This window comes from Clostridium kluyveri DSM 555 (genome assembly GCF_000016505.1).
Lineage (GTDB): Bacteria > Bacillota > Clostridia > Clostridiales > Clostridiaceae > Clostridium_B > Clostridium_B kluyveri.
This window is the reverse complement of sequence record NC_009706.1, coordinates 1,726,185-1,749,430: the sequence shown is the minus strand read 5'-3', so window position 1 is coordinate 1,749,430 and position 23,246 is coordinate 1,726,185. Positions and strand designations below refer to the sequence as shown.

Genomic DNA, 23,246 nt, shown 5'->3' with positions numbered 1-23,246 from the left:
ATGAAAATAGTTGAACTTTTAGACAGTAAAGATGAAATATACAATGTACATTGGGAATTAGATAAGGATAAATTTACTATAAGATGGAGATGGCCCGGAAATATTGACATAGTGTATATAGTAAAAACAAATACTCTGGATAATTTTTCATTAGATGACTTGGATGAAAGTAATATTAAACTATATACTAGAGAAGAATACAGAGAATTTAACGGATACTTTGAAGTTGTAAAAGAAATAAGTCAATACACATATTATATTTTTCCTGCAGCCCTAAAAGAAGATGAAATTTTACTTTTTAAGCAGCAAAATGGGAAAAACAAAGTACTCATAAACACGGGAAAACCTGAAATCTATTATGAAATAAAACAGCTAAAGTCTTTAAAAAACTTTTTCTCTAAAGAAAAGGTTCTGCAAATTATTATAGATTCAGAGACAGCTTTAAATAAGGATGTATTATGCTATGTGAAAAAGTCAAATTCTTATCCCATTAATAGAGAAGATGGTATAGCCTTTGATTTTATTGATAATATTTCTGCAGGGAAAAATATTATGCCAGAGATAAAGGTAAATAAAAATGAATATGTAAAAGTTTTTATAAAGGATGTAAATAAATATGGTAATGCCTATACTTTAAAAGGAAGGTAATAGAGATACCTTTCAAGTTGAATCCTCTTTGCAGGAAAGGAGTGAAATTTATGGGTTTTCTGAAAATTTTTTCTGAAAGCAGAAAAAAACAAAATAAGTATTATATAAAGGCAACTTATGAAAAGGGGCCTTTTATGATAAAATGTCCTTTTTGTTTTAAAAAATTCAAAACCGATCAAGTGGTTTTTAGAGCCTCTCACTCTGAAAAAGGAGACCCTGAATATGAAAAGACAATAGATGAAGTGCTTAATGAATACAATAAAAAGATAGGAAAGGGGCTGCTTGGAGAAATAAACCCTGTAGTCAGGGCAGAAAGTCTTCCAGAGAGCAATAAAACAAGGGTAGATAAAGTGCTTATAGAAATTAAGGATAAGTACGATATAAGTACTAATGAAAGGTTGTGTCCCCACTGTCATAATGAACTTCCCATAACCTCGGGAAGAGGACCTTCTAAAATTATTTCCGTTGTAGGGGCCTCCCAGGCAGGAAAGTCTGTTTATATGACAACTCTTTTATATGTTCTTGAAAGATATACTAGCGAGAGAATAGATGCTTCCATGATTGCAGGAAGTTCCACATATAACGATGAAATAAGAGAAAACCAGGAAAGAATTTTTGATAGAAATATAATGCCGGACCCTACCCCAAAACAGCATATGGAGCCACTTATAGAAAATTTTAAATTTAAAGATGATAAAATACCACCAATTACCCTTATTTTTTATGATGTACCTGGAGAGGGTATGACGGACAAAGGGTATATAGAAAAACACGGAGAACATATAAAGAATTCCGATGGTATAATATTTCTTGTAGATCCCCTGCAGATGAGGGCTCTAAGAAAAAAGATAAATATTGCGAACAGGGAATTTAAGGGAGACTTTACAGAAAAATATCAAGAATCAAAAGATATAATTGTATATTTATTTGAAAATTTTATATCTAAGCAGTCAAGAGAGAGAACTCCTATACCTACGGCGGTAGTGATAACTAAAAGTGATATGCTGAAGAATTTAAATGATGAAGAATACATAAGTAAAAACAGTAATATATTTAAAAATTACAACCACAGAAAGTTTTTTAATTTAAATGAATTTGAAAATATTGACGGTGAAGTGAGAAAATTTTTAGCCAGGGTAGACAGTGCTTTCAAAGGAGCCATGGATACATATTTTAAAACTACAGGATACTTTGCAGTGTCATCTTTGGGGTGTAATCCTCATAACCTTCAAATAGACAGCAGCACAAGTATAAATCCTGTGAGAGTGGATGAACCTTTTTTGTGGCTGCTTTACTGCATGAATTATTTAGATGGGGGAAGGGAATAAAATGATTGAACAACATTATTACACAAGGGATAGAAAGGGAGTATTCAGTGAGACCCCAGGCTATGATACAGTAGCTAAAAGTTCTGGACTTGAAAATGAATTTATAATAAACACTCTTCAAAATTTATGTTTTTATGAAGCTCCAGCGTCCCTTGCAGGAGAAGAGAACGTATTTAAATATCCTGCGGCGCTGTTTTGTGCAAATACAGGAAATAAAATGATAATTGGCCAATCTGTCTTTGGGGGAAAAGACTATACAGGGCAGAGAAATCGTTATTTTACCCACAGTTATATAATTCCAGAAGAAGAAAGAGAAAATTATATAGAAAACCCCGAAAAAATAATATATGCTTCGGGATTTGCAAGGGATTATGATATAGAAGAAGGAAACACACTGGAGCAGATAAGCAAAATTCCACTAAATACTCAGGATGACTGCTTCAATTCTATAGAGGATATGTTTTCTGACACTGGTATAAACATAAAAATATTTGTATATTTAATTAAAGCCTGTTTTAAGTCAGTTAAATACTGCAGAAAAATATATATTTTACTGGATGTAGATTACAGCCATATAAATGTTACTTCAAAGGGAATACTTAAATATTTATACAGGGTACTTCCTTTTGAAGTGAGGAGAAATTTAGGCTTTATAACTTATATGAAAGAACCTAAGATAAAGGATTCAATAAATATTATATTTTTGGCAAGGGGAAGTATAAAGAGACTTTCTACAGAAATAAAGGCAGGTTATGTATTTGATCTTTCAAAGGAAGATTTTTATTTAGATGATATTGACCATGAAAAACATGAATTTATAGAGTTTGTTATGGATAGCATTGAAAATATAGAGAAGTTAAAAAATTTTTTTTTCAGGGTGGATAGTGTTCTTTTAGAAGATAGATTAGATATATATAAATATGATGGATTTTTTAAAGAACCTATTGAAAAAGAAAAAGAAGTATCTTTAGAAATTTCTGTAGAACCCTTAATAGATAAAAATAGTAATTCCTTTTTTAAAAATATATTAAAAAAATTTCTAGCTTTTTTAAAAAATAAGTGAAATTTTAAAGATGTACTTCCATATTGTGGAGGAATAAAAGTAATTTATACCCCAGGACATACTCCAGGCCATATTGCTTTTATCATGAATGTAGTAAAATCCTTATAACTGGTGATGGGATGAATATATAATAATAATGCAAACAAAACTGTTTTCAAATTAATTCAAAATTATAGTAAGTAGGATTTTCTTTTGAATTTGTATCACTCCTAATTTGGCCAAGAATCACTTGATATTGGTTGATTTCTGGAGAATAAGATATGTATCCCCCACCTTGAAAAAGATGGGGGATTTGGCTAATTACATCCTTAAGATAAAGCTATATTGACAACGGATATTCTTCTAGTGTATTATAACTATAGTACACTAGAAGAATATCTGAATAGTATTATCTTGAAAATGGAGGAAGATTATATGATAGAAATAAAAAATGTCTCAAAGATTTATAATATGGGTAAAGAAAAGGTAATTGCACTGGACAATGTGAATTTAACTATTAAAGAAGGTGAATTTGCAGCTATAGTAGGACCTTCAGGTTCAGGTAAATCTACTTTGATGCACCTTGTGGGAGGGCTTGATACACCTACATCAGGAAGTATCTTTATAGATGGAAAGGATATAAGCAAGCTTAAGGATAAAGATATGTCAAAGTATAGAAATAAGTCTGTGGGCTTTGTATTTCAATCCTTTAACCTTGAAAATACACAAACTGCACTTGAAAATGTGATGATGCCCTTGATATTTTCTGGTATTGATAAAAGAAAGAGGAAAGTAAAGGCGGAAAAGGCCCTTGAAATGGTAGGACTTAAAGATAAGATAAAAAATAAGCCCACAGAGCTTTCGGGAGGACAGCGTCAGAGGGTGAGTATAGCAAGAGCTCTTGTAAATGAACCTAGAATAATTTTTGCAGATGAGCCAACGGGAAATTTGGATTCAAAAAATGGACAACTTATAATGAACCTTTTAAGTGATTTGAATGAGAAAGGGTATACAGTTATTATGGTAACCCATAACATGGAGGAGGCAAAAAGGGCAAGGAGAATTATAAGTATAAAAGATGGTAAAGTGCAGGAGGTACTAAATAATTTCTAAAAACATATATAAATGTGTTTGAATATAGAAAAATATACTCACCAATTATTGAGCATATTCTCTTGGAACTAACTCAACAGCTTTATCTAAAAGTTTGGATATAGGAATCATGATTTCTTTAGATAACTGCATTAGTTTAGTATAGAGTATTGTATCTACCGCATTGTATATTCTAGTTCTGTTTTTAAGACCATATTTATTCATGAGATCACCTCAGAAATATTATACATTTTGTACTAAATAACTGGAAATACTATAATTGACGGTATAATATAAATGGAGATGAAAATATGTTAAGAGGATTAAAAACAGAAATTAGTCCAACAGAAGAACAGAAACAAATAATTCATCAATCTATTGGAATATGTAGATATTTATACAATGGCTATTTAGCTAATAACAAAGAATTATATCAACAATACAAGGATGGACTGATAGATAAAAAACAAGCTTTTATGAGTGCAAATGATTTTGATAAATATATCAATAATAAAGTTAAAATACAAAATGAATTTAAATGGATAGATAATTGTGGCTCTAAGGCTAGAAAGAAATCTATTTGTAATTGTGAAACTGCTTATAAAAGATTTCTTAGTGGTAAAAGTGGATTTCCTAAATTCAAGAAAAAGAAAAATGAAGATGTTAAAGCTTATTTCCCTAAAAACAACAAGACTGACTGGACTATTGAAAGGCATAGAGTTAAAATACCTACTCTTAAATGGGTTAGATTAAAAGAAAAAGGATATATTCCTGTAAATTCAATTGTTAAGAGTGGAACTGTTAGTTATAAAGCAGGAAGATATTATGTGTCAGTTTTAGTTGAATTGCCTGATTATAATGATTACTCTAAGTCCACTAATGAAGGAATAGGGATAGACTTGGGCATTAAAGATTTAGCCGTATGCAGCAATGGTGAAGCTTATAAAAATGTTAATAAGACTAAAAAAGTAAAGAAACTAGAAAAATCATTAAAAAGACAACAAAGAAGACTTTCAAGAAAATATGAAAGTTTAAAGAAAAATAAAAGAAAAGGAGGGACTGCTGCTAGACAAAATATCCAGAAACAAATAGTCAAGGTACAAAAACTTCATCAAAAATTATCTAATATAAGACAAGATTATACTCGTAAAATTATATCTGAAATAGTTAAGCAAAAGCCAAGCTATATAACTGTTGAAGATTTGAATATTAGAGGAATGATGAAGAATAGGCATCTTTCAAAAGCAGTAGCACAACAAAACCTAAGTGAATTTAGAAAAATATTAACCTATAAATGCAATTGGCTAAATATAGAACTTAGAATAGTTGATAGATTTTATCCAAGTAGTAAAACATGCCATAAATGTGGATATGTAAATAAGGACTTAAAACTTTCAGACAGAGTTTATATATGTCCAGAATGTGGATATGCAGAGAATAGAGACTATAACGCCAGTTTAAATTTGAAAGATTGCGAAATATACAAAATCGCATAATCAAGCGAATGTATATATGTACCGTTGGCTATGCGGGAATTAACGACTGTGGAGTGCTGTGCAAACTGGAGTAGCTTAGGCAAAACAGAGTACGTTGAAGCAGTAAAAATCTTGATATGGATATATTTGTCCATATTTTAAGTAGCAGGTAGAACAGGATGAAATTTAAAGACATATTAAAAGTGGCTTTAAATGGCCTTGGGAGCAGAAAAGGAAGAACCTTTCTCACTTCTCTGGCAGTTGCCATTGGAACTATGCTGATAGTGACTCTTGTGAGTATCGGAACCTCAGGTGAGAATTTAATTTTAAAAGAGGTGGATGTTTCACAGTTAAAGCAAATTCAGGTAATGAACTTTAAATATTATGATATGTATGAAACAGACTCTGGTGATATTGACATGAATGATATGTTCAAAAAGATTGGTGGAGATACCGTTGAGAAGTTTAAAGATATAAAGAATGTAGAAAATGTACAGGCATTTGTAAATACATCTGCAGAAAATATAAAGATAGAAAATAAGGAAGATAATCAAGGAACTAAAATAACGGCACTTTACAATAACGATAATTATTTTACAGATGAAAAAATTGCATCTGTTAGAGATAAAAATAAAGACAGCAGCTTAAAACCTATAATTGCAGGGAGAAATTTAGTAAAATCAGATAAGGAAGCATTACTTGTAAGCAAAAAATATCTGGACTCCATGGGCATAAAAAATTACAATGAAGTTCTGGGAAAGGATGTACTTATTACACAGTTTAAAACCAATAATTCTAATATTACTCTGCAGCCTTTTCAAATTAAAGCAAAGATAGTTGGGATAATAGGAGATAAATTCCATGAGGATGAAAGAATAATATCATCGCTAGATATTGCTTCAGAAATCAGCAGTTATACTTCCCTTCAGAAGGATTACATAGAAAATTTAGGCTATGACAGTGTGATTGTATATACAAAGGATTCAAAAAATGTTCCTACTATAACAAATTCAATAAAGAAAATAGGGTATTTATACGTCAGCTATCAGGATATAATAGAAAAAATACAGAATTCGTTTAAGGTAATAAAAGTGATACTTGCTCTGCTTGGATTGATAGTGTTGTTTGTCGCAAGCTTAGGTATTGTAAATACCATGACTATGGTTATATATGAAAGGACCAGATCTATAGGTATAATGAAGGCGTTAGGTGCAAATAGAAATAATATCCACAACATATTTATCACCCAGTCAGGAGTAATAGGATTTATAGGGGGTATAATGGGAATTGTATTTAGCAGTATAAATTTAAGTATAATTCAGTTTGCATTGAACATGTATATGAAAAGCAGGGATATAACACAATCTGTCAATTTGAATATGCCTCTTTGGCTTCCACTGGCTACTTTGGCTTTTTCAATTGCTATTTCTATAATATCAGGGATTTATCCATCTAGAAAAGCTTCAAAGATGAATCCTGTAGATGCTTTAAATTCATAAGGAGGAATTTACATGAAATTTTCAGATTGTTTAAAAATGGCATTTTCAGATCTTGGCAGGAGAAAAATTCGTACTGTACTTACATCCTTTGGTATAGCTATAGGGGCAATGCTGGTGGTGTTAATGTCAGGTTTTGGACAGGGAATTCAAAAAATAGCCATGGATCAAATAAAACAGATGGATACCATGAGAATAATTCAAGTAAAACCTGAACAAAATAGCAGTAAAAATTCGAAGCAAAATAAAAGTGAATTTAAAAAGATAGACAATACTGTACTTGATAAATTTAAGGGTATGAAGAATGTAGAGGAGGTCAGTGCATCTATTGATACCCAGATACAGGAGGTTTTTATAAATGGAAAAGAAATTTCCGAGGTAAATGTTAAAGGAAGCAATCTGGAACTTCCTATATTTTTAAACTCACAGCAAAATGAAATAAAGTTAGATAAAAAGAAGAGCAAAAAATATGGATATAAGCCTATTATTGCAGGGGAGGTTATAAAACAGGGAGATGAGGATTCTGTACTTTTAGGTCAGGGGCTTGCAGATAAAGCTGGTATAAAGGACTATAAAAGTATTATTGGAAAGAATATAGAAATGAGAGTTTATCTGCCCTCTATTCCAGGACTTCCTGAAAAAGAGCCTCTTATAATAAATGCAAAAGTTTCAGGGGTGGTAAATAAAAATTATGACAATGGAAAAAATGTAATAACAGCTTCCAGTAAAACAGCAGCAAAAATTCAACAATATTATACAGAAGAAGAAAATTACATGGAGGAAAAGGGATATAATAATATAAGCGTGGAAGTAAATACCACAGAGGGCGTAGAGGGTGTGGACAGCAGTATTAAGAAAATGGGATATGTTACAAATTCACAAGTTGAAAGCACTAAAACCTTAAAAACCATGATGACCATAATAAAGGCACTTTTAACTGCCGCAGGTATAGTGGTACTTCTTGTAGCATCTATAGGGGTAATAAATACCATGACCATGGCAGTATATGAAAAGACAAAATCTATAGGCATAATGAAGGCACAGGGTGCATCAAGAAATAATATAAGTAGAATGTTTACAGTTCAAGCTGGAAGTCTAGGATTTATAGGAGGTCTTTTTGGAGGTATAACAGCTCTTGTATTAGGTTTTGTTATAAACAGAATTGTGGTAGTGTATAATATAGGAGGCATACAACCTGGCATGAAAATAATAGATGTGAATATTTCAGTTTTTGTATTTACTTTGTTATTTACTATACTGGTATCTGTAGCAGCAGGTATGGTTCCAGCTAGGAGAGCTTCTAAACTCAATCCTGTGGATTCACTGAGAAATGAATAATAAGGGGGGGAGCTATGAATATTCAAATGTTTGGCACTAAAAAATGCTTTGATACCAAGAAGGCAGAAAGGTATTTTAAAGAGAGAAAAATAAAGTATCAATTTATAGATTTAAACCAAAAAGGACTTAGCAAGAGGGAACTTGAAAATGTTAAAGCTTCTGTAAGTTTAAATAACTTAATCAATATGAAGGTGAAAGAATACAAGACACTAAATATGGACAAGATAAGAAGCAGCAGTGTGAAAGAAGAACTACTTTTAAATAACCCTAAATTGTATAAAACCCCTATAGTTCGAAATGGTAAACAGGCTACTATTGGATATGAACCTGAAGTATGGAAAAACTGGGAATAACAGATATTGACCACAGTAGTCAATGGTGATATAATTTCATTATTGACTACTGTGGTCAATTTGATTAATTCATTTAGAAGAAGGTGATATTATTTTCTCAAAATTTTTCAACTTAAGTGAGGAAAAACAGCAGCGTATTTTAAATGCGGCATTAAAAGAATTTGCACAAAAAGGCTATAAAAATGCGTCTACAAACCAGATTGTAAAAGATGCTGATATATCGAAAGGGTTGTTATTTCACTATTTTAAAAATAAGAAGCAGTTATTTTTATTTTTATATGATTATTGTATAGAACTTAGTATGAAAGAATTTTATAAACAAGTTAATTTAGATGAAAAAGATTTTTTTGTTAAATTGAGACAAATTCAACTAATTAAATTAGAATTATTAAGTAAATATCCGGAAATACTCAAATTCATAGAAGTTGCAAATATAGAAGAATCAAATGATGTAAAAAATGATTTAGAGATTATAAACAAAGAAGCCATAGAAAGTGCTTCTCGTAAAGTATTTGAAGATATTGATGTTTCTAAATTTAGAGAAAATGTGGATGTAAAGAAAACAATAAATATAGTTATGTGGACTTTTAAGGGATTCAATGAGAAGTTGATGGAAGATGCAAAATTATCCCCTTCAAGGCAAATTGATTATAAAAAAGCCATTGAGGAAATAAATGTATATACAAAAATGCTTAAAAATTGTTTTTATAAATAATATTTTTTAAAATAGTCAACTCATAAAGGAAGAAGGTGTTTCATGTGCTGGATATGGTTAAAAGTTTTAAAGAGCTTACTCCTGAACTTGAAAAATTTGCAGGAGGTAAGGGATATATGCTATCTAAGATGTTTCAGGAGGGCTATCCTGTACCGGAGGGATTTGTAATTTTACCTGCAGCTTTTCAAGAAGGAAAGGTTAGCAGTGAAGCCTGGAATAAAATACAGTACTATTTAAATGCACTTAAAGAGAAAAGAGGAAAGGCTTCTTTTGCAGGGGAGTTTGAAACAGTTCTAAATGTAAAAACATATGAAGAGATTAAAAATGCCATAGATATAGTTTTTAAATCCACACAGACAGAAAGGGTAAAAGTATATAGTTCTATTCAGGGTATAGATAGGTCCCATCAGATTGCTGTGGTGGTTCAACTCATGGTACAATCTGAAATTTCCGGGGTGCTCTTTACCGCTGATCCAATTACAGGAAGTCATGTGAATATGGTAGGGAATTTTGTATATGGATTAGGAGAAAAACTTGTATCAGGAGAATCAAATGCACAAATTTTTACACTTAAAAGACCTAAGGGAAAGTATGAGGGACCTACAGACTTAAAAAAATATGCCTCAAAATTATATAAGTATTCCTCCAGTCTTCATATAAAATACAAGGCTCCCCAGGATATTGAATGGGCTGTAGAGGGCGGAAAATTATATATACTTCAGACAAGGCCCATTACAACCTTAAAGACAAGTAATCTAGATACCTATGAATGGAATGATTCTCTTGATGGAGATTATATTTGGACCAATAACAATGTGGGAGAGGCAATGTCTGATGTTTTTACCCCACTGAGCTGGTCAATTATAAGAGATTTAGATGAAGAACAAACTCCGATCCCCGGGTATTACCTATTTTCTGGTAATATATATGGAAGAGCATACACAAATATAAGTTATGCATTGTCTATATATCCTGCCTTTGGTAAGAGTATAAAGTCTCTTATGGGAATAATGAGCGAAGTATTTGGACAAATGCCAGAGAGAGTAGAGATACCTATTTATCCATTTTCTAAATTAGGTTTGATAAAACAAATGTTTCCTACAATAGGTCACCGTTTAAAAAAAATTATTGAAAGTTCCAGTAAAATACCAGACCATTTAAAAGATTCACCTAAATGGTGTATAAATATGAGAAAAAGGATTGGCGAAATAAAAAGCAGAGAAGAGCTTTATAACTTATGGAAAAAAGAACTTTTGCCTTATAATTTTAAAGCTTTATGGATTGCGCTTGCAGGTGGGCGTAAAATGGTACTTGCCAATAAACTGAAAAATGAACTTGTAAACCTGGTGGGAATTGAGGATACTAATATACTAATGTCAAATTTCAGGGAAAATTCATCTCTTGAAAGTCTTGGTCCCATTGTAGGAATATCAAAGATTATAAGGGGAGAAATGAGCAGGGATGAATACAAAATACAGTACGGCCATAGGGGACCCCATGAATTTGAACTATCCATACCGGATTCTCTGGAGGATGAAAGCTGGCTTAATAACCAAATAGAAGAATTTAAAAAATCAAATACAAATGTAGAAGGCTTGCTGAATAAGCAGAAGACAGAATATGAAAATGCTTTGAAGGAATTGAAAAAGCGCTTTCCTCGGAAAGTACGAAGCATTGAGAAAAAAATGATAAAGGCAAATAAAGCAGCACGTCTCAGGGAATCAGTGCGTTCAGAGTGGACCAGGGCATTTAGAGTAAACCGTGCTTTTGCCCTTAAGGCAGGAGAGCTTACAGGTATAGGAGATAATGTATTTTTTTTATACATTGATGAAGTTTTAAATCTGCTTTTAGGAGATGATTCTAAAGTAAAGCATATTACTGCAAGAAAAAATAATTATAATAAATATAAAAAATTGCCTCCACTGCCATCCATTATCCGTGGAACTTTCAATGCTTTTAGTTGGTTACAAAATCCAAATAGAAGAAGTGATTATTATGATTCTAATGCGGCTGCAGCTGACCAATCTGCTCCTGAAGCATTAAAGGGATTTGCGGGAGCAGCAGGAAAAGTAGAAGGAATTGTGAGAATCATCATAAATCCTGAAGATGGAGAAAAATTTAAGACAGGTGAGATTTTAGTGGCAGCTACTACTAATGTGGGTTGGACACCTCTTTTTCCACGGGCCGCAGCTATAATTACAGATATTGGTGCACCATTATCTCATGCTGCCATAGTTGCCAGAGAACTTGGTATTCCAGCGGTAGTTGGATGTGGTAATGCCACTGCAAGACTTAATACGGGAGATAGAGTCATAGTTGATGGTGGGCATGGAATTGTGCAGATTGTTAGTGAAAATGATTGATTGTGTGTCAGAAGATTGCTATAGATTGCTATGATAAAATGTAATTACAATCTTAAGTTAATGGAGTGATTCTAGGGTTCAGATGGAGAAAGCATTTCTTATAAGCAAACTCCACTTAAACCTTAGAATCACTACTATTCAATCGAATGAGTTGGTAGTAAGACTAAACCTATATATGAAATTGGATTGTAAATCCTATAATTAATACAGTGCAAATACATAGCCTTAATGATGATGGATTATATGATCAACTTGATGTTGCTGAAAATAGTGGCAGTATAATATCCAGTATTTTTACTGGATTTACTGTAGATGTAGAAGAATTGTTTAAGTAGTGTAAAAGAATTCCAATACCTACTATATTCAAATTAGGATGCGGGAGATAAGGAAATATCTATTATAACTTTTAAGGAGGATAGAAGCTTTTGTATTGAAATAGGCGATAATGGAGATGTTATTCCTGAAAATATAATAGAAAAAATTTTCAATAGAGGTTTTTCTACAAAAGTTAAACAAAATGATCTTCATGGATTCGGACTGTATATTACTAAACAATTAGTTGAGAAAAATAATGGGACTATATCTGTAGAAAGTATTACAGAAAAAACTAAATTTTTGATAAAGTTTAAAATAGAGTAAATAGATAAAGCTCTTATATAGAAAGGTGGCTAAAATATTGTATCATATTTTTCAAAAATTAAACCTATTTTTTGTGTGTATATCTACAATAAACTATAGATAATATAGTACTTATAAAACATAGTGGATTACAAGGCAAATATTATTTCACATAGCAAGGGAAATGATTTTGGGTGAATTAGTAAAAGAGTTTAAAAATACAGGTTCAGACTATAAACAAAAGGTTTATACAATTTGACAAAACATTATTTAAGGAATATACCTATAGTGTAAATACACGAAAATCAAGAAAGGTGATAGCTTATGGAGAAAAACATTTATGAGAAGAAACCATCCCCTTGTAACTGTCTTAATATTAGAAGGGCTTCACAAGCAATAACAGAAATTTATAATGAATTTCTGCTGCCAATTAACTTGAAGATAAGTCAATTCTCTTTACTTAAACATATAAACCAATTAGAGCCAGTGAGTGTAAGTGAACTGGCTGTATAATCATAAGAACTTTGGAAATGGAAGGTAGATGTATTATGCTATATGCGTAATAACTATAAGGAAGCTTATAGGTCGCTTATTATAAATGCCTGCTGCAGTAATGAAAATTATAAAGTGCGTGAAATGGCTTGCTCAATTTGTAGGGAACTTTGTTTACAATGATTTTTTCACAAGTTCAAATTTAAATTATTTATGAGCTAATATTAATTTACAGAAAAAATATTAAATCATAGCAATTAACAAGTATTATACTAGGAGAATGATTTTATGGAGAATCTAATGGGATATAGAAAATAATAATTTATTAATGGCCTTATCTATACTTGTATCATTTAGATTATTAAGCCATTTGGAAGAAATCACAACATATGTACGGTTGATGGATTTACTTCTTAAATAGGAATAGATTATTTGAGATTCGTCCATTTTTTCCTTATGCAGTTCTATGGACTTTTTTATAGCTTTATTATTAAAGTAGAATAAAATATTACTTTTCACAGAAGATTTCAATTTTTGAAAATCAATGTTTTCCAAATAATATTTTTTACTAAAAATGACTTTATTTCCTTTGATAAGAAAAAATTTAATATTATTATGTTCTAAATGTTCAAGAAAAGCAATATTTTTATTTTTTTTTACAAATTTACAGATATTAGCTCTATTTAGTAGATAATTTACTGAACTTATATAATCCCTATATTTAGCAGCATTTTCAAAATTAAATTTATCTGATGCTTTATTCATAGTATATTCCATTTCTTTAAGAATGCTTTTATCAGTGCCATTGAGCAGATTTATTATTTTATCCAAAATAGTAGAGTACTGCTTTTCTACAGTACTGTCTAAACACATACCTAAACACAAATCTAAAGAATAATTTAAACAGTATGAAGCTTTTTTAAAATTATTGCTGCAAAATATTTTGCAGCATTCCTTTATACCTTGAATGCCTCGTTCTACTGTGTTTCTACTTGGGTATGGTCCAAAGTAAAGATTTCCGTCATTTTTTACATATTCATTGGAGATTTTAATATCAGGATATTTCTGGTTAATCTTTATATAGCAATAAGCTTGGGTATTCTTCATTTGTTTGTTATATATAGGCTTTATTTGTTTTATTAATTTACATTCCAGCATAAATGCTTCAAATTCTGTATCCGTAAGTATATAGTCAAAATCTCTTAGGTTTTTAACTAACTTTAGAACTTTTGGAGTATGTGATTTTGAATTTTGAAAATATGATGCAATTCTGTTTTTTAGGTTTTTTGATTTTCCTACATATATGATACTATTGAGGGAATCCTTCATAAGATATACGCCAGGAGAAGAAGGAAGTTCTTTAATTTTTTCTTTTAAATCCATAGACATTTTCTCCTAAACACATGCATGATCTGATTATAGTATAGATTAAAGCTGTAATATATACAAGTGAATTTCATAGATTATAACATGGTTGACTAATCAACGGTATTATGTTATTTTATCTAATGAAAGGGGCAAAGTAGAATTGAATGATAAAGCACAAACTTTAATTAAGTTAACTAACAATATATATAGATGTACCCAGGTTTATATTGATAAAAAACTAAAAAAATATAATCTTACTACAGGTACATACCCCTATTTACTTGTATTAAGTAAAAAGGAAGGTATAAGTCAAAGTGATATAAGCAGAGAGCTTAGTGTAGATAAATCCATGTCTGCAAGAACCATTAAAAGGTTAATATCCTTGGGTTATATAAGAAAAGAGGAAAATAAGGAAGATATAAGGGCATATAAACTCTATATAACGGATAAAGCGAGAAATATAATTCCTGAAATCATAGAAACCATTCACAATTGGATTGATATTTTAATAGAGGGAAATGATAAGAAGAAGGTTAAAATATCTATAGAATTTTTAGAACAAATTTTAGAAAATGGCAAAAAATATAGGGAGAAAAACTGTGAAAGGATGAAAAAGAATTGAATAAGACTGAAAATCAAACCTATGAAAAAAGATGGATAATTTTATTTACTGTTATTTCAGCTACTTTTATGGCCACGCTGGATGGAAGCATTGTAAATGTGGCCCTACCTAATATGTCAGATAAACTAAATGTTAATATGGCACAGATTTCATGGGTGGTTACTAGTTTCCTTATAACCATTTCAGCTACCATTTTAATATTTGGAAGACTGGGAGACATAAAAGGAAAAACGAGAGTATTTAAGTTTGGATTGGTGGTTTTCACATTAGGTTCTTTTTTATGTGGGCTCACGGATTCATTACCTTTACTTGTAGCCGCAAGAGTTGTACAGGCAATAGGAGCTGCTGCCACAATGGCCACCAATCAAGGAATTATAACTCAGGTTTTTCCAAAACATGAAAGGGGTAGAGCACTTGGGCTGATAGGAACTTTTGTTGCACTGGGTTCTATGGCAGGTCCACCTATTGGAGGACTAATTGTCTCTGCTGTAAGCTGGGAATATATATTTTTAATCAATGTGCCTATTGGGATAATTGTATTTATAATGGCAATGAAAGTACTACCAAAATCTCATAATGTAGTTGAGGAAAAAGTAGATAGAAAAGGCTCTCTTCTATTTACTGTATTTATAGTACTTTTGTTTGGAGCACTGCTTCAAGGCCAGAGCATAGGATACAATAATCCTTTTGTAATAAGTGCCTTTATTATTTCATTTGTATCCTTTGTAATATTTATTATTGTGGAAAATAAAATACAAGTTCCCCTGCTTGAACTTGGAATTTTTAAGAACAGCTTATTTTCTATAAGTATAATATGTGCCTTTATTTCTTTTATTTGTATTGGTGCTTCAAATATAATATTACCCTTTTATTTTCAGGATGTATTAAAATTTTCACCTGCTGCAACAGGACTATTTATGATGGTATCTCCTGTGGTATTATCTATAGTGGCTCCTATTAGCGGATATATGTCAGATAAGATTGGCTCGGAAATACTTACATTAATAGGTCTTTTGCTTACAAGCATAGGTCTATTTTTAATATCTAGTTTAAGTGAAAAATCTTCTCTAATTATTTTAGTAGTATATATAGTAGTTATGACTATAGGAAATGGAATGTTTCAATCCCCTAATAATTCACTGGTTATGTCAACTGTATCTAAAAATAAACTTGGTATAGCCGGAAGTGTAAATGCACTTATTAGAAATCTGGGGTTGGTTTTAGGTACAGCTGTTGCCACTTTACTTCTGTATAATAGAATGAGTTACAGGATTGGATATAGGGTAGTGGATTATGTTAAGGGCAGGGATGATATATTTATCTATGGAATGAGATGGGTATATATATCTGCTGGAATTTTATGTTTAGTGGGAGTTGCAATTACAGCTTTAAGGTTTTATCGAAATAAAGGAGATGAAATCAAACTTAAAATGAAAAAATCAAAAACATCGGAAGATAATGCAATTTGACATATTATTTAAATTAGAAGAATATAATAGAGGGTGAAAGCGTGTATATGAAAGGAATCCGGAATGATTTACTTTAGGTATCCTCATAAATATAAATATCCTTTTGAAATTGAAGAGCCTTATTATCGTAATGATACTTACAAAGAAGATCTTAAAAAATCCATAAAACTGAAGGAACAAAAGCTTGCCCCTGATAATTTTAGCATACAATATCCATTTATAGACCCTTCAAATTGTAAAGGAAGTGGTGTGGATAAAGTTAATAATGAAATTATAAATCAGGTAAGTGAACTTTTTAAAAAGCAGGTGCTTCAAATCGGAGTTGTAGATTTTAATGAAGTACTTGGAAATTATGAAGTAATGTTAAATAAGAATGGGATTTTAAGCATATTATTTAGTATGTATACTTATGTAAATAGGGCCGCTCACGGTATTACTCTGTATTCTTCCATGACAGCCAATGTAAAAACTGGCCAAATTTATAGTTTCAGCGATCTTTTTAATAGCAAGGTATATTATAAAGGCTTTTTAGATCCTCTAGCAAAAAAATATATCAAAGAAAATAACATTACTTTAATTAATGAATATAACGGAATCACTGAAAATCAGCAATTTTATTTAACTCCTAATAGTCTAGTGCTTTATTATCAAATTTATGAATATACACCTTATTATTACGGACTGTTTAAAATAGAAATTCCATATGAGAAAATAGTAAATATATTAAATCCCGTTGGTCCCATAAATAAATTGATATAGAAATGCTAATATTTTTAATGAAAGGGGTATTCTTATTTTAGATACCTCTTCTTGCTGTGTTTAAAATTCAAGTTGTGGTGACAGCATAGCTAAAATAGTTACCTTATTTTAGGTGGCATTTAAGCACGTTGTATCTATTTAAGAAAAAATATCTATTAACATATTGATAGTATCTAAAAAAGATACTATAATATTTATATACCATTGGAAAAAGTACTCTTCATAAGCAAACTTCATCTGAGCCTTAGAATCATTTCATGAGAGTAAATTAAAGGAGTAAAGAGCTTAATGATATTAAAAAAGTTTGATAAAAATTGTAATTTTATTTCCATATTTAATACAAAAAATGGATTTTATATGAGAACAGGAATATTGGATGACAGGGGAAAAGACACCGGAATAGAAGCATTTCAATCTTCTTTTCCCGAACTTATAGATATAGGAATTATGGGCCATTGTGTTCATGGGAAATCTGGATTGTGCTTAAAGGCAGGAGTTCAATGCTATCAAGATGGTATGAATATACAGGATGAAAATATGAGTTTAGAAAGTTATATTACAATAATAAATGAAATAAAAGGAAAAACTTTTCAGGTAGCCCTTGGAGGAAGAGGTGATCCTAATAAACATGAAAATTTTGATGAAATATTAAAGTATACAAGGATAAATAATATTGTTCCCAATTACACTACCTCAGGATTTTTGTTAAATGAGACAGAAGTGGAATTAACAAAGAAATATTGTGGTGCAGTTGCAGTTTCGTGGTATTTTCACGAGTATACTACAAAGGCCATAGACATGTTTATACATTCTGGCATGAAAGTTAATATTCATTATGTATTGAATAATAAAAGTATTGAAAAAGCATTATACATGCTTGATAATAATATCTTTCCCAAAGGTATAAATGCAGTTATATTTTTGTTACATAAGCCTGTGGGCATGGGCAGAGAAGATAAAGTGTTAAAATATGAAGATATACCTGTGAAAAATTTCTTTAGTAATATAATGTCAAAAAAATATCCTTTCAAAATAGGCTTTGACAGCTGTAGTGTACCGGCATTAATAAATTTTAATAGTAATTTTAATATTTATAGTATTGATACCTGTGAAGCAGCTAGATGGTCAATGTATATTACCCCGGATATGAAAGCGCTGCCCTGTAGTTTTGATCAGGAATTAAAATGGTCTGTGGACTTAAAAAGTAAAAGTATAAGTGATGCCTGGAATAGTGATATATTTGAAAGTTTTAGAAATAAATTAAAAAGATCCTGTCCCAATTGTAGGGAAAAAGTTAATTGCATGGGAGGATGCCCATTATGCAGAAGTATTATATTGTGCAATAGAGAGGAAATGTATAAATTATGAAAATAAGAATGGATTTTGTTACCAATAGTTCTTCGTCAAGTTTTATCTTAGGTGTAAAAGATGAACTGACAAAGGAAAAAATATTAAATATGATGAAAGTACCTGAAGATTCACTTCTGAGAGGGTTAGCTGATGAGTTTGCCTCTATTATTTATTCAAACTCATCAAAATTTAAATTAGATGAAATATTAGAAGATTACGGATGTGAGGATATTTCCGAGTTGCCAGATATGTATAAGAAAATAATTGGTAATGATGAATTTATATTTTATGAAGGTTCAGTGTCAGATGAAATAAGTAGTATCTATAGTACTTTATGTCATATGGATTTTGATTATGAAGATGAAAATTTTATATTTTATAAGGAAGCTGGATATTAGAGAAGATACGAATAGTCAATTTGGATTATTGCCTATTCGTGTATATAAAATTTAACATAAACTGCCTTACCAATAACTTTGAAAGAATCTTCTTCTAGATCTTTTTTAGATAAGGCTATAGGTCTATATTTATGATTTTCTGGTAATATTATTAAGCTATCTCCACATTTTAATACTCTCCTTAGTATAATACCCATATTTTTAACCTGTATAAGCATTAATTTATTATCTTCTATATGATCCTGTTTATAAATACACACTAAATCATCTTTAAATATACGGGCATTTGACATGCTGTTATCTTCAATTTTGAAGAAAAAGTAATTTTTAGAAAGCTCTTCAGGCTTGTCAAAATATTCATATCCGCTGATATTTTCAGCGATAAATAGTGATGGATGATTTTTAGTAATTTGAAATATAGGAATCCTTGACAGGTAATTGGATTCCACTTTTTTTATGTTTGTTACGCCAATTAGATAATCTATTGAAACATTAAAATGATCTGATAAAAGCTTCAGTGTTTCAATATTAGGTTGTAGTCTTCCAAGTTCATATTTTGATATATTTGCTTTGGTGAGATTTAAAATTGAAGCAATTGCTCCTTGGGTTAAATTGTTTTCTTCTCTAAGCTCTCTAAGTCTCATTGCAAAATTCATAATTGTACCAACCCCCAAGTATATTTTATAATAAATACAATAAAAACCATATTTTATTTCTAAAAAAGATATTATATTATAAAAGTTTCTAAAAAAGCTACTTACGTTACTCGAAAATTGTCTAAAATATCTCCAGTAACAGGTTGGCATAAGTACTGGTCAAATACCTAAATATGTAAAAATATTTATGAAAGCTCTGGGAATTCCCGGAGCTTTCATAAATTAAAGTAAATTCAACAGTATTGAAAATATTTAGCTTATGGAAATATAAATATTACAAAAATGTAAGATTCATATTTAGGTTGTAAGATTGAAGTCATTGTTATAGTGCAGCCGAAAAAATATAATGAAAATAAAGATGATTATCTGTAACAAATTATAGAAAAAGGGGAAAAGCTATGGGTGATATATTGAAAGTTGAAAATTTAACAAAAATCTATGGTGAAGGAGAAAACATGGTAGAGGCATTAAAAAATGTATCCTTTACTGTAAATAGAGGTGAATTTATAGCAATAATGGGAGCTTCCGGTTCCGGTAAAAGCACCCTTCTCCACACCATAGGTGGACTTGATAGGCCCACATCTGGCAAGGTGTATGTTGATGGTGAGGATATATATAAACTAAATGAACAAAAGTTGGCTATATTCAGAAGGAGAAATATTGGCTTTGTATTTCAATTCTTTAACCTTATACCGGTTTTAGATGTGGAGGAAAATATATCTCTTCCTGCACTTTTAGATAAGGAAAAAGTGGATAAGAATTATTTAAATGAAGTAATAGGTATGCTGGGATTGAAAGATAGGATAAAGCACCTTCCATCCCAGCTTTCGGGAGGTCAGCAGCAGAGGGTATCCATTGGCAGGGCTTTTATAAATAAACCTGCTTTGATTCTGGCAGATGAACCTACTGGAAATTTAGACAGTAAAAATGGCAGAGAAGTTATAGAACTTTTAAAATTGTCCTCTAAAAAATATAATCAAACTTTGATTGTTATAACCCATGATATGAATGTAGCTGAGCAAGCAGAAAAGATAATTACCATAAGTGATGGGGAGATAAAATGGAATGAGTAAATTTAAATAGGGGGTGATAAATACATGAAAAGCTATAAGGAAATAACAGATAAATATTTAAAACATAATGAAAAGAGAACAGTGCTTACTATTTTGGGAATAATACTTTCTGTAGCCCTAATAACCTCTGTAGGACTTTTTATAAAGAGCTTGCAAAATTCATTTATTGAAAGTACCATAAAATCAGAAGGTGGATTTCATGTTAAAATTTCAGATATAAGTGATGAGGGTTATAATGAATTAAAAAACAATGTTAAAATTGACAGCATAGGTATTCAGGAAAACTGGTTTCAATGTGATGCAAATGGAGGCAAAAAGATAGAAATTGATAAGTTCGATAAAAATTCTCTAGAGCTTTTGCCAGACTATTATAAAGCGATTAAAGGAAGGCTTCCACAGAAAGAAGGGGAAATAGCATTTGAGAATTGGATATTTAAATATATGGACAATTCTCCCAATATAGGTGATACTGTAAAATTAAGAACAGCTGATGGAGAGGTAAAAAATTTTAAAATTACAGGAATTATTCCAAATCAAATTCAAACTCAGTACAGTGGCACTGCTTTGGGAATGACCTATTCAAATAAATTTGATATAGAAAGATCAACAATATATATGACTATATATAAAAGTGCAGGAATACGTGATACCGTAGAAGAGTTAAGTAAGAAATTTAAGGAAAACTGCATAAGTAATAAGCATCTATTGGATTACTTAGGCGAAGGCAGCAATGATTTGAATAGAAGTCTGTATTCTACGGCAGCAATAGTAATAGTTATAATTATAATGGCTACTATAGCAGTTATATATAATTCATTTCAAATAAGTGTAATGGAGAGAATGAAACAATTTGGACTTTTGAGGGCCGTGGGAGCCACACCTTCCCAGATAAGAAAAATAGTTTTGAGAGAAGCTTCCATAATAAGTATTGTGGGGATTCCGCTGGGACTTCTAGGGGGAATATTTGCAATGTTTGTGGTAAGTAAAGTATTTAGCATAATGTCAGATACACTATTTGGGGCTTTAAAAATAGTAATTCCATATTATGTACTTATTATAAGTGTTCTGGTAGGATTAGCAGCTGTATATGTATCTGCATTTATTCCTGCAGGATCTGCAGGGAAAGTGTCACCTTTAGCTGCCATAAGCAGTAGGGCGTATATATCAAGGGAAAAGATAAATAGAAACAGGGGAAGAATACTTAAAAATTTTTTAAATGTGGAAAGTGTTATGGCATTTAAAAATATAAAAAGAAATAGGAAAAAGTTCAGGGTTACTGTTTTTTCCATGGTAATAAGTATAGCCTTATTTATATTTTTCTCCTCTTTTATAAGTATGATGCAAAATTTCACAGAAGCTCCGTCTGAAAGTGATAAAATGCATTTTCAGGTTATTGGTATAATTGATAAAAGTGGTGATAGCTCCCTTAAGACTGATATTATAAATAAAATAAAGAAAAATGATTTTGTAGATAAAGCATATATATCTTATGGAACCTATTCATCGAATATTTTTATTTCTGATGACAAAAGAAACAGCTATATAGTTAAAAACGCACCTGAAATATATAAAAAAGTAAATTTTGAAAATCAAGATATGAATTCTCTGGATACGGTTATTGACATATATGACAAGGATAAAATGACGAGTATTAAAAACTATATAAAATATGGTAAAATGGATACTGATTACATGAAACAGGAAAATGGAGTTATCCTAGTTAAAAATAATATAATAACTGTAAATAAAAAATATTATAATGGGCCAATTGTCAGTTTAAAAGTTGGTGACAGCTTTTATATAAATAAAAACATAATTTATAAGGGCATGACTGGTGAAGATTATACGGAAGAGAATAATGGTTCCAATTTAGCAAATTACAACATGGTTAAGGTTAAAGTGGCAGCTGTAGTGGAAAGTGAACCTTATTATTTTTATAATGGTGATAATAGGGCTTTCCATATAATAATGACAAAAGATGTTATGAAAAATATAACCGGAAAAGATACAGATAACCTCCCAATTAAAACAGCAGATGTAACATTGAAAGATGAGGAAAATGAGGATAAATTTAATGAATTCATACAGCCCTTATGTGATAGTAATGGGGCAAAATTAAGAGATATAGTTAAAATAAATCAGTCAAGGAGAGCGGATTCACTTCAGCTTTTAATTCTTATGTACGGTTTTATAGCTGTAATATCTTTCATAGGAGCCGTTAATATAATAAATACTATAACTACAAACTTGACTTTAAGAAGAAAAGAAATAGCCTCTTTAAATGCGCTTGGCATGACTTATGAAAATATAAGGTTTATGATTTTAACAGAAGGAGTTCTATATGGATTATATGGTGCTTTTTATGGAGGAATTGTAGGAAGCCTAATATCTTATGCATTGTCTTTTTCCATGAGGAAAATTATGGATTTTACATGGACTATCCCATGGAATATGATATTTATTAGTGCAATAGCTGCAATACTTATAGGACTCATATCTGTAATTAAACCTCTATCAAAGATTAAAAAAGAAAATATAATAGATGTCATAAGAGAAGAAGATTAGTTGTAATCTATCGGATGATTATTACA

General features: G+C 30.6%; 22 protein-coding genes and 1 pseudogene. 20 read left to right on the top strand and 3 right to left on the bottom strand.

Annotation, left to right across the window (positions count from 1 at the left end; all coding sequences use genetic code 11):
- The 4 genes from CKL_RS08180 to CKL_RS08165 all read left to right on the top strand — a co-directional run bounded on the left by CKL_RS08180 (position 1) and on the right by CKL_RS08165 (position 4,131).
- Positions 1 to 648 (top strand): hypothetical protein, encoded by a 648-nt coding sequence (locus tag CKL_RS08180; RefSeq protein WP_012102059.1) that lies wholly within the window; start codon positions 1 to 3, stop codon positions 646 to 648.
- A gap of 50 nt (positions 649 to 698) precedes the next feature.
- Complete coding sequence (locus CKL_RS08175) at positions 699 to 1,976, top strand: TRAFAC clade GTPase domain-containing protein (RefSeq protein ID WP_012102058.1); 1,278 nt, start codon at positions 699 to 701, stop codon at positions 1,974 to 1,976.
- A 1-nt stretch (position 1,977) separates the two neighbouring features.
- Positions 1,978 to 3,039, top strand: coding sequence for a GAP1-N2 domain-containing protein (locus tag CKL_RS08170; RefSeq protein ID WP_012102057.1), 1,062 nt, complete (start codon positions 1,978 to 1,980; stop codon positions 3,037 to 3,039).
- Between the two features lie 414 nt (positions 3,040 to 3,453).
- Entirely contained in the window at positions 3,454 to 4,131 is a 678-nt protein-coding gene (locus CKL_RS08165; protein WP_012102056.1) for an ABC transporter ATP-binding protein, read from the top strand.
- A gap of 45 nt (positions 4,132 to 4,176) precedes the next feature.
- Here CKL_RS08165 and CKL_RS19795 read toward each other — a convergent pair whose 3' ends face one another.
- Entirely contained in the window at positions 4,177 to 4,335 is a 159-nt protein-coding gene (locus CKL_RS19795; protein WP_012102055.1) for a ribbon-helix-helix domain-containing protein, read from the bottom strand.
- Between the two features lie 86 nt (positions 4,336 to 4,421).
- On the opposite strand from CKL_RS19795, the gene CKL_RS08160 reads away from it, so the two are divergent.
- The 9 genes and pseudogenes from CKL_RS08160 (at position 4,422) to CKL_RS08125 (ending at position 12,981) form a co-directional block, all read left to right on the top strand.
- On the top strand, positions 4,422 to 5,606 hold the full coding sequence (locus CKL_RS08160; RefSeq protein ID WP_012102054.1) for an RNA-guided endonuclease InsQ/TnpB family protein: 1,185 nt from the start codon (positions 4,422 to 4,424) through the stop codon (positions 5,604 to 5,606).
- 158 nt (positions 5,607 to 5,764) lie between these two features.
- Complete coding sequence (locus CKL_RS08155; RefSeq protein ID WP_012102053.1) at positions 5,765 to 7,084, top strand: ABC transporter permease; 1,320 nt, start codon at positions 5,765 to 5,767, stop codon at positions 7,082 to 7,084.
- A 12-nt stretch (positions 7,085 to 7,096) separates the two neighbouring features.
- Complete coding sequence (locus tag CKL_RS08150; protein WP_012102052.1) at positions 7,097 to 8,419, top strand: ABC transporter permease; 1,323 nt, start codon at positions 7,097 to 7,099, stop codon at positions 8,417 to 8,419.
- Between the two features lie 14 nt (positions 8,420 to 8,433).
- Positions 8,434 to 8,772, top strand: coding sequence for an arsenate reductase family protein (locus tag CKL_RS08145; RefSeq protein WP_012102051.1), 339 nt, complete (start codon positions 8,434 to 8,436; stop codon positions 8,770 to 8,772).
- 67 nt (positions 8,773 to 8,839) lie between these two features.
- Positions 8,840 to 9,487, top strand: a complete 648-nt coding sequence (locus tag CKL_RS08140) for a TetR/AcrR family transcriptional regulator (protein ID WP_341271435.1) — start codon at positions 8,840 to 8,842, stop codon at positions 9,485 to 9,487.
- 44 nt (positions 9,488 to 9,531) lie between these two features.
- Positions 9,532 to 11,850, top strand: a complete 2,319-nt coding sequence (locus CKL_RS08135; RefSeq protein ID WP_012102049.1) for a PEP/pyruvate-binding domain-containing protein — start codon at positions 9,532 to 9,534, stop codon at positions 11,848 to 11,850.
- A 209-nt stretch (positions 11,851 to 12,059) separates the two neighbouring features.
- On the top strand, positions 12,060 to 12,185 hold the full coding sequence (locus CKL_RS21505; protein WP_278184436.1) for a hypothetical protein: 126 nt from the start codon (positions 12,060 to 12,062) through the stop codon (positions 12,183 to 12,185).
- A 37-nt stretch (positions 12,186 to 12,222) separates the two neighbouring features.
- Positions 12,223 to 12,489: pseudogene (locus CKL_RS19790) on the top strand (ATP-binding protein); the annotation flags it as partial.
- 303 nt (positions 12,490 to 12,792) lie between these two features.
- Positions 12,793 to 12,981, top strand: coding sequence for a helix-turn-helix domain-containing protein (locus tag CKL_RS08125; RefSeq protein WP_012102048.1), 189 nt, complete (start codon positions 12,793 to 12,795; stop codon positions 12,979 to 12,981).
- Positions 12,982 to 13,257: 276 nt separating this feature from the next.
- Here CKL_RS08125 and CKL_RS08120 read toward each other — a convergent pair whose 3' ends face one another.
- The gene (locus tag CKL_RS08120; RefSeq protein ID WP_012102047.1) at positions 13,258 to 14,343 is read right to left on the bottom strand and encodes a UvrB/UvrC motif-containing protein; all 1,086 of its coding nucleotides are present in this window, start codon (positions 14,341 to 14,343) and stop codon (positions 13,258 to 13,260) included.
- A 145-nt stretch (positions 14,344 to 14,488) separates the two neighbouring features.
- Between CKL_RS08120 and CKL_RS08115 the strand changes: the two genes are divergently transcribed.
- The 5 genes from CKL_RS08115 to CKL_RS08095 all read left to right on the top strand — a co-directional run bounded on the left by CKL_RS08115 (position 14,489) and on the right by CKL_RS08095 (position 18,926).
- Positions 14,489 to 14,950 (top strand): MarR family winged helix-turn-helix transcriptional regulator, encoded by a 462-nt coding sequence (locus tag CKL_RS08115; RefSeq protein WP_012102046.1) that lies wholly within the window; start codon positions 14,489 to 14,491, stop codon positions 14,948 to 14,950.
- On the top strand, positions 14,947 to 16,419 hold the full coding sequence (locus tag CKL_RS08110; RefSeq protein WP_012102045.1) for an MFS transporter: 1,473 nt from the start codon (positions 14,947 to 14,949) through the stop codon (positions 16,417 to 16,419). The genes CKL_RS08115 and CKL_RS08110 overlap by 4 nt, the downstream gene beginning before the upstream one ends.
- Positions 16,420 to 16,482: 63 nt before the next feature.
- The gene (locus CKL_RS08105; protein ID WP_012102044.1) at positions 16,483 to 17,178 is read left to right on the top strand and encodes an RsiV family protein; all 696 of its coding nucleotides are present in this window, start codon (positions 16,483 to 16,485) and stop codon (positions 17,176 to 17,178) included.
- A 288-nt stretch (positions 17,179 to 17,466) separates the two neighbouring features.
- A complete protein-coding gene (locus CKL_RS08100; protein ID WP_012102043.1) occupies positions 17,467 to 18,546 on the top strand; it encodes a radical SAM/SPASM domain-containing protein in 1,080 nt (359 codons plus the stop codon).
- Positions 18,543 to 18,926: a hypothetical protein gene (locus tag CKL_RS08095; RefSeq protein WP_012102042.1), complete on the top strand. Its 384-nt coding sequence runs from the start codon at positions 18,543 to 18,545 to the stop codon at positions 18,924 to 18,926. Before CKL_RS08100 ends, CKL_RS08095 begins: the two co-directional genes overlap by 4 nt.
- A 32-nt stretch (positions 18,927 to 18,958) precedes the next feature.
- Here CKL_RS08095 and CKL_RS08090 read toward each other — a convergent pair whose 3' ends face one another.
- On the bottom strand, positions 18,959 to 19,582 hold the full coding sequence (locus tag CKL_RS08090) for a helix-turn-helix domain-containing protein (protein ID WP_012102041.1): 624 nt from the start codon (positions 19,580 to 19,582) through the stop codon (positions 18,959 to 18,961).
- Between the two features lie 398 nt (positions 19,583 to 19,980).
- Here CKL_RS08090 and CKL_RS08085 point away from each other — a divergent pair, with 398 nt between their 5' ends.
- On the top strand, positions 19,981 to 20,655 hold the full coding sequence (locus tag CKL_RS08085) for an ABC transporter ATP-binding protein (RefSeq protein WP_012102040.1): 675 nt from the start codon (positions 19,981 to 19,983) through the stop codon (positions 20,653 to 20,655).
- Between the two features lie 24 nt (positions 20,656 to 20,679).
- Positions 20,680 to 23,220, top strand: a complete 2,541-nt coding sequence (locus CKL_RS08080; RefSeq protein WP_012102039.1) for an ABC transporter permease — start codon at positions 20,680 to 20,682, stop codon at positions 23,218 to 23,220.
- Positions 23,221 to 23,246: the final 26 nt, after the last annotated feature.